The 8,023-nt window shown below is 53.9% G+C and carries 8 protein-coding genes; 3 read left to right on the forward strand and 5 right to left on the reverse strand.

What is annotated here, in order from left to right:
* Nucleotides 1-90: 90 nt before the first annotated feature.
* From Q4D85_RS14290 to Q4D85_RS14305, 4 genes are all read right to left on the reverse strand, one after another.
* Nucleotides 91-849: an ATP-binding cassette domain-containing protein gene (locus tag Q4D85_RS14290; protein WP_303201453.1), complete on the reverse strand. Its 759-nt coding sequence runs from the start codon at nt 847-849 to the stop codon at nt 91-93.
* Nucleotides 850-855: 6 nt separating this feature from the next.
* Entirely contained in the window at nt 856-1,896 is a 1,041-nt protein-coding gene (locus Q4D85_RS14295) for an ABC transporter permease (protein ID WP_303201455.1), read from the reverse strand.
* Nucleotides 1,893-2,894, reverse strand: coding sequence for a substrate-binding domain-containing protein (locus Q4D85_RS14300; protein WP_303201457.1), 1,002 nt, complete (start codon nt 2,892-2,894; stop codon nt 1,893-1,895). Before Q4D85_RS14300 ends, Q4D85_RS14295 begins: the two co-directional genes overlap by 4 nt.
* A gap of 123 nt (nt 2,895-3,017) precedes the next feature.
* Nucleotides 3,018-4,304, reverse strand: coding sequence for a hypothetical protein (locus tag Q4D85_RS14305; protein ID WP_303201458.1), 1,287 nt, complete (start codon nt 4,302-4,304; stop codon nt 3,018-3,020).
* A 78-nt stretch (nt 4,305-4,382) separates the two neighbouring features.
* Here Q4D85_RS14305 and Q4D85_RS14310 point away from each other — a divergent pair, with 78 nt between their 5' ends.
* The gene (locus Q4D85_RS14310; protein WP_303201460.1) at nt 4,383-4,829 is read left to right on the forward strand and encodes a hypothetical protein; all 447 of its coding nucleotides are present in this window, start codon (nt 4,383-4,385) and stop codon (nt 4,827-4,829) included.
* A 198-nt stretch (nt 4,830-5,027) separates the two neighbouring features.
* Here Q4D85_RS14310 and pdxS read toward each other — a convergent pair whose 3' ends face one another.
* Nucleotides 5,028-5,912: a pyridoxal 5'-phosphate synthase lyase subunit PdxS gene (pdxS, locus tag Q4D85_RS14315; RefSeq protein ID WP_303201462.1), complete on the reverse strand. Its 885-nt coding sequence runs from the start codon at nt 5,910-5,912 to the stop codon at nt 5,028-5,030.
* 90 nt (nt 5,913-6,002) lie between these two features.
* Here pdxS and Q4D85_RS14320 point away from each other — a divergent pair, with 90 nt between their 5' ends.
* Entirely contained in the window at nt 6,003-7,412 is a 1,410-nt protein-coding gene (locus Q4D85_RS14320) for a PLP-dependent aminotransferase family protein (RefSeq protein ID WP_303201463.1), read from the forward strand.
* A gap of 214 nt (nt 7,413-7,626) precedes the next feature.
* Nucleotides 7,627-8,023 (forward strand): hypothetical protein (locus Q4D85_RS14325; RefSeq protein WP_303201464.1); only part of this gene is annotated, 397 nt, incomplete at its 3' end.

The raw sequence follows: 8,023 nt of genomic DNA on the forward strand, positions 1-8,023 counted from the left end.
ATAGCGGAACCCACCGCACGAAATAGCGGAACCCACCAGGCTTTGGTTTGGTTAAAGGTAGGTGCGCCTGGTGGGTTCCGCTGTGACCAGCTATCGGTTGAGCTCGTGGCTTAATGCCTCAAGTTCACCGCCGCCAGCCATTTGTTTGGTTAGTTCTTCCAAAGTGACGTTGTCCCGATCCGCGTTTAGTATTTGTCGCCCCAGGTTGAGGATGGTGAATTTGTCGCCAACCAGATAGGCGTGGTGTGGGTTGTGGGTAATAAGCACCACGCCAATGCCGTTTTCGCGGGCGGCGGCGACGAATTTGAGAACCATGCCGGATTGTTTAACACCAAGCGCGGCGGTAGGTTCATCAAGAATGAGGACGCGGGCACCGAAGTAGATGGCGCGGGCAATTGCGACTACTTGGCGCTGGCCGCCGGAGAGACTGCCAACTTCCACATCAACATCGGGCAGGTCAATCCCCATGCCCCGTAGTTGCTCCTGGGTGATGGTTTTCATTTCTTCGGCTTTGAGTCGGCCAAATGCGCCGGTTAATTCGTTGCCGAGGAAGAAGTTGCGCCATACGGACATTTGGTCAACAACGGCGAGATCTTGGTAGACGGTGGCGATTCCGGCGTCGAGGGCAGCGCGCGGGTTGGCGAAGTGGGTCGGTTCGCCGTCGATAAGCATCTGGCCGCTGGTGGGTTCGTGCAGGCCGGACAGTATTTTAATGAGGGTAGATTTCCCGGCACCGTTATCGCCGAGGACGCAGGTCACGGCACCGGCGTCGACAGTGAGATTAACACCGCGCAGCGCGTCGAAGGAGCCGTAGGATTTGGTGATGTCCCGTAATTCGATGATTGCCATGTTCGATTACCGCCTGGTGGTGTATTTGGCGAAAGAGCTGTTGGTCAGTACCGCGAAGAGCAGCATTGCGCCGAGGAAGAATTTGAACCAGTCGGGGTTCCACCCGGCGTAGACGATTCCTTGGTTTGTCATGCCGAAAATGAGCGCACCGATTGCGGTTCCGACGGCGGTGCCGCGACCACCGGTAAGCGCGCAGCCGCCGATGACGGCGGCGATGATGTAGAGGAATTCGTTGCCGATGCCTTGGCCCGCTTGGATGGAGTCGAAGGCAAAGAGGGTGTGCATTCCGACGAACCACGCGGCGAACCCGACGAACATGAAGAGGATGATTTTGACTTTTCGGACTGGAACGCCCACGGCGCGCGCCGCGTCTTGGTCGCCGCCGACGGCGAAAATCCAGTTACCGAAGCGGGTTTTGTACAGCATGAACGAGGCGATGGCGACGAAGAAAATCCACCAGAAGACGGTGACGCGCACGTTAATGCCCGCAATCGGGATGGCGCCGGAGAAAACCATCCGGGCAGAGGGGAAGCCTTCCATATCGCCGATGGGTGGGGTTGCCACTTGGCCGGTGACGAGTTTGGTCACCGCCAGGTTCAACCCCTGCAGCATGAGGAATGCCGCCAGTGTGATGAGGAATGATGCGATTCCGGTTCGGGTCACGAGGTAACCATTGAGCGCGCCGATGCTTAAGGAGATTACGAGGGCGATTGCAGCCCCCACCCAGGAGTTAAGCCCAAGGTTGTAATTAAGCATGGTTGCTGCCAGCGCCGCTGTGGTTACCGCGACGCCAGATGAGAGGTCGAATTCGTCGCCGATCATGAGTAGGCCCACCGCCAGTGCCACGATTCCGAGAGTGGAACTGGCGTAAAGGACGGTGGCGAAGGCCTCAAAGGAGCGAAACGGCGGTGCTACGACCATAAATAGTGCGAAGATCACCACTGCACCTAAGACGCTGGCGAATTCGGGGCGACGGATGAGCGTCGAAAAGCTCGTGCGGGAGTTAAGTCGATCGTCGGCTGACGTCTCCGCATGAGGCGCGGTCATCGCAGCCCTGCCTTGGCCGCTGTTGCGATGGTATCGACGTTTGTCTCGTCGACGAAGCTCGGGCCGGTGTACACCGGGCGGCCGCCGCCGACCGTGGCGCCGTTGCGTTTCGCTAACCACAACGCATCAACGGCCAGGTATCCCTGCAGGTAGGGCTGCTGATCGACGGCCCACGCGATTTTCTTGTCTTTAATCGCATCCACCAATTCAGCATTGGTGTCAAATGTTGCGATCTTCGCCTGCGAACCCGCGGCCGAGATTGCGTCGATGGCGCGGATAGCAACGGGCGCTTGCAACCCCATCACCCAATCGATGCTGGGGTCTTGGGCGAGTTTCGCTTGCATCGTTGCTTGGGCGGCGGTGAGATCCTGGCCGTTGACGTACAAAATCTCCACCTTGCCGCCGCTTAAACCATCCGCCAGTCCGGCGCAGCGGGATTCCTGGGAGGAATTTCCCTGCTCATGGATAACGCACAGCGCGTGTTTCGCGCCGTCGTTGCGTAGCCGTTCACCGGCTTGGGTGCCCGCGACTTTTTCTTCCTGCCCGAAGAACCCAGAAATTCCGTACTTTTGGTATTCGTCCATGCCCGCATTAAGCGCGACGGTGGGAATGTCCGCAGTCACGGCTTTCTGCGCGGCAGGCCCGATGGCTTCGGCATTTGGCAGGGTTACCGCGATGCCGTCAACTTTCGCGTCAACGGCTGCTTGCACGAGATTTGCCTGGTTGGGGGCTTGCGGATCGTTGGAGTACCGCAATTCGATGTTGTTTTTCTTCGCAGCATCCTCCGCGCCTTTGCGCACCAGATCCCAGAACGTGTCGCCGGGCGCGCCGTGGGTGACCATCGCTACGACTAACCGTGGGGTATCGACCGTTCCGCCGCTTGTCGACGCCGGATCGGCGGCGTTTTTCTGGGCGCCGCCAGTCGAAGAGCAAGCCGCTAACCCACCGATGAGGGTGAGGCTGGCAAGAATTTGAACCGCTTTTTTAAAAGACTTCACCGAATCATGGTGGCTTATAAATTGCCCAACGTCAAACCCTGTGACCTGCAACTTTACCGATAAAGTACTGTTAAGCTGGGTGTTAAGAAGGTATTATTTTTCCTTTTTCCGGCAAAAAACAATTTAGAAAAGCAAATTTTGATGCGAACCCAGTGGGCAGAACTTCTCGTATGCTTCCGACGGGACGATCGACAGCGCTTCTTCGCCGTTATCCTTCTTCCGACGGCAGCCCACCACATCAATGGTGTCGTCTGGCGACCAGTAGAATGCTGCGGAGCTAATCAAACCACCTGGGTGGTACACCTCCGGATTACGCGCGATGGAATCCATGGTTTGCGTAACACCGATGAGTGCGTCGGCAGGATGACGAGTATGTGGCAACGCAAACACAATGGTGCCGCGATTAGGAATACCAAACACGACTCCGTGCGGGGCTGGCCCAATTGCGGATTCGACAAGTGCGCGCATATTGCCTGCTTTCGCCGCAATGAAGAAGCTATCCCCTTCAATCACCCGCACCGTGTCGTCCACATCAACAATGCGCGAAATCGGTTCCGCATCGGTATTCGCCTGGCCAACCTCATATAGCTTTTCAATCGGAATATTGAGCTCGGCGACGTTTTCGGCAGTTAACAGCTTGACCGCCTCTGGGGTGTCTTCGCACAAGATTTGCAAAATTCCCGCCGGGAATTTCCGGGCGTAAGAGAAACGTTCAGTGTCGTTGACATCCAACGGGATCAACCGAGTGCGAATGCTGCGCAAAATCTCCGCTTCCGATTTTGCGGGTGGCTCGGCAACTTCCGGTTCGACAGGTGCTTCTTCCGCAACTGGCTCGCTGTTTTCCGCGATAACGGTTTCCTCGGTAATGACGGATTCCGGCATGGTTATCGTACTAATAGCAGCGTCGGAAACATCCCCCGCCTGCGCGGTGACACTGGAAAGAGGGGCTGATTCTGCAGGCGAAATAACGTCTTGTTCTAATACGGCCACCGGTTCTGGTTCAAAATCTGCAGAAACAGCTGGCGGTTCGGAACTAACGTCGAGATCCGCAATGTCAGCAACGGCTAATGGAGATTCAGTAATGGGTTGCAGGTCGTCTCCTGCACTAATAGAAACGTCGAGTTGCGTTTCAGTTTCCGCAAAGCCAGTTTCTGCAACGGGGGCAGGGGTAACCGAATCGTCGTGCCCGGTACGAACTATTTGGTTTGCTAATTCAGCCCACTCGGCCTGATCCGCTTGCGCAATTCGCTCGGCAAACGTTTGCACGCTAATTCCATAGCCATTATCGAGGGCAAAAATCTCGCCAGATTCCGTGGCTTGAATGGTTGCTACCAGCTTATTTCGTGCGGCGGCTGCCAAAACCAGCTGCCGAGCACGCATAACATGTTCGGGGGTTATGGAAATAGACATGGCGACTCCTGAATTGCTTTGTTCTTCTCTCACGTTATACCAAGGTTTTTCATATTGTAAGGTTTTATTATTCTTCTCATGAACGCAGAGAAGCAAACCGTCTTAACCCCTATTGGCGAAATGGAGGTTATAGACACCCCGGATTCGCAGATTCACTTTTTAAACTCGGGCAATATTTTTATAGAAATCGACGAAAACCTAGATATTAATTCCATCGATTTCGACTTTATTACAAAGATTGTTGATAAAACTGCACAATTTGAACAAGAGGCTTTGGAATTGCTACTTACAACTATCGCCACCACCCCCGAAAAAGTGGGATTGAAAGATACCGATACCTGCGCCAATTTTGATAATGAAAAATTTATAGATCTTCCGCTTTTTACGTTTAGAGGCGGCAAAAAATGGGATCTCATTTTTCAAGAATGCACCCTACCGATCGGGGATCCCTATGGCATTTTGATGATCGGTTTCGGAGAAAAGATCGTGGGTTTCGACGATCTTTCCGACGCCGAAGTTATGTAAAAAATAATGCATATAAACAGGCAGTGCTAACAACGACGGGGCGACCGAAAAGCAGATATTTTTCCCGTCAAATTTTCTACTTTTCGACGCCCCTATCGAACTGTTTCGCCCGCAAACGTTTTCAGGCTTCAAATTGAAATTCGCCGATAATCTTAGAAACCTCAATTGTGTTCTTATCAACGAAAATTTTGGGGTTAATTACCAACCCCGTTCCGCCAATCGATGCGGTGCGGGTACTTCTGAGACGTTTATGCCCACCATCGCTGCACCAAGATTGCGAGACACATCCGCCACTACCTGCGGATCGTCGTAATGCGTGGCGGCCTGAACAATCGCTTTAGCTCGTTTTTCTGGGTTTTCAGCCGTGAAAATACCAGACCCCACAAACACTCCCTCGGCACCTAATTGCCGAACCAATGCCGCGTCGGCTGGCGTGGAAACCCCACCCGCAACGAACAACGCAACGGGTAAAGTACCCGTTTCCGCAACATTACGCACCAGCTCGTAGGGTGCTTGCAACTCTTTAGCCGCCACAAACAACTCGTCCGGATTCAATGTCCGCAATTTGTTGATCTCACCTTTGATCGTCCGCAAATGCCGAACCGCTTCCGAGACATCACCGGTTCCAGCTTCTCCCTTTGATCGAATCATCGCCGCCCCCTCAGTGATGCGTCGCAACGCCTCCCCCAGATTCGTCGCGCCACACACGAATGGCGCGGTGAAATCCCATTTATTGATGTGATGGGTGTAGTCCGCCGGGCTTAGCACCTCCGACTCATCAATGAAATCAATGCCTAAGCTTTGCAAGATTTGTGCTTCAACGAAATGCCCGATCCGCGCCTTCGCCATCACCGGAATGTCGACAGCAGCGATAATGTCTTCGATCATCGCTGGATCACTCATCCGCGCCACTCCACCTTGGGCACGGATATCTGCTGGTACTCGCTCCAAAGCCATGACCGCTTTTGCGCCTGCCGCCTCAGCAACTCGCGCCTGTTCAGGATTAACCACATCCATGATGACCCCGCCCATCAGCGGCTGGGCGGGAGTCCGCTTAATTTTATCGAGAAGATTTTCTGCCATGCAGCCCATCGAACCACGCAAGCGGTTTATCAACCAGATCCACATTGCATAGGTTGCAATGGACCACTTTTGTGTGCGACTGTAAAACTAATGCGCCCTGATCTTATAGCCGATGTTTCGTTGACCCCCGATACCACCGACCCCCGACCACTACCTACCCAATTAGCACAGCAGTTAAAAGCACTCATCACCACGGGTTTACTAAACGCTGGCGATCACCTGCCCAGCACTCGGACACTCGCTCAACAGACTGGGGTTTCACGTGGAACAATCGTGGCCACCTACGAATTGCTCATTGCTGAGGGATTCCTCGTGAGCATCAGCGGCTCCGGCACAAAAATTAATCCCGAATTAGGCAAACTCACCACACCGGCATTTCCCCACAGCGATGTCAGCCACCCCAAACCACCAAGACCCACGTCCGCTTATATTCACCTAACTCCCGGCCTACCCGACACCAGCACCATCGTGGATTCCACCTGGCGGGCGGCGTGGCGCAAAGCATGCACAGCCATCGCTGTGACCGATAATGCACCCGAGGCGGGTGACCTGCATCTTCGCAAGGAGATAAGCGAACATCTACGGCTCATGCGCGGCCTAGTGGTCGAACCAGAACGCATCTTCGTTACCGCTGGTAGCCGCGAAGGACTGACGCTTTTTCTTCGGGCGCTAGCCAGCCAGCATCCCACCGCGAAGATAGTAGGGGTCGAAGCCCCCGGGTTTCCCAGCCTGCGTCGCATACCGGAATCCTTGGGGTTTACATTGCACAATATCGCAACAGATTCAGCGGGATTAAACCCCAAAGAACTCCAGGGCCTGCCGGATAATCAGGCTGTCCTTATCACCCCGAGTCATCAATACCCCTACGGCGGCGTGTTGTCCGGTAGCCGTCGAATAGCAATAGCGCATTGGGCACGTGATACGGGCAGCATCATTATCGAAGACGACTTCGATTCCGAACTTCGCTACGTGGGCCAGCCGGTGCCCGCGCTCGCGGCATTGGCCCCGGAAAACACCGTTTTGCTGGGCACTTTTTCGGCCGTGGTCTCCCCCGCCGTCGCCTGCGGCTACCTGGTGGTTCCCCACAAGTTAATTCCGGCTCTCACGCACCTACGGTCAATCTCCGGTCAACCGGTAAGTTCTATCACCCAAACCGCGTTAACCCATTTCATGCGCACCGGTGCTTTGCGACGCCACATCGTTCGGCTTCGGCGCATATATCGTCGACGCCGCGATAGCGTCATGACGGTTTTAACTGACCTTCCCAATGCAACCCTCCTCCCTATCACCGGTGGACTTCACGCAGTATTGCTATGCACACGGCCCGCTCACGAAATCGTGGCGGAATGCGCAAAAAGCGGCATCCACGTGACCGCGCTGGAAGATTATTGGGGTGGCGATAACGCCGAAAACGGCATCGTTTTTGGCTTCGGCTGCCATGACGACGACACCCTAGACTTCGCACTTCACGAAATAGCCCACGCCACCAGGAGCAAATGAATGACAGGTATTCTTCGACTGTGGAGTTAAAAAAGGGGTTAGGGTGTAAAAGTGAAACTAAGATCTGGAATAAACAAACGAGGCGCTCAACCCGGAATTAGGGGAGCGCCTCGGAAGAAAGAATGGGAGTACAGGTAAATGAATGGTTTCGCTTATATGCTATCCATATACAATTTACGTGATTCCCATTTGCAAGCCCCACGATAGCACAACGATGATTGTTAACCAACCACAAAATCTAGATGGACTCGTTCCACGCATACTTGAGCTGACATCACGCATTACTCCTTGGCATCGTCGAAATTGGCGAGCAGGAACTCTGGAAATTGTGGAAGAAATGCTTAATGAGGCATTAGTCCCAGGAACTCAAGAACGAGCGCTCAAAGAGATGAAAACTCACATGACGAATGTTCTGGTGAAAGACGAGGGGGCCGCTTCGATCAAAAAATACCTCTTAGAGCATGTAAACCAGATTAATGCTTCAGCTACAGAAGCAAGTTACGCCGTACAAGTTACGAAAAAATTCGCTAAAGAACTGCGTGCAAGTTATCTCCAAAATTGGGCGAATGTATTTGAAGATTCGTCAAAAGCAGGAACACTTGATATTGAGG

The sequence above is a fragment of the Corynebacterium sp. genome (assembly GCF_030532965.1).
Lineage (GTDB): Bacteria > Actinomycetota > Actinomycetes > Mycobacteriales > Mycobacteriaceae > Corynebacterium.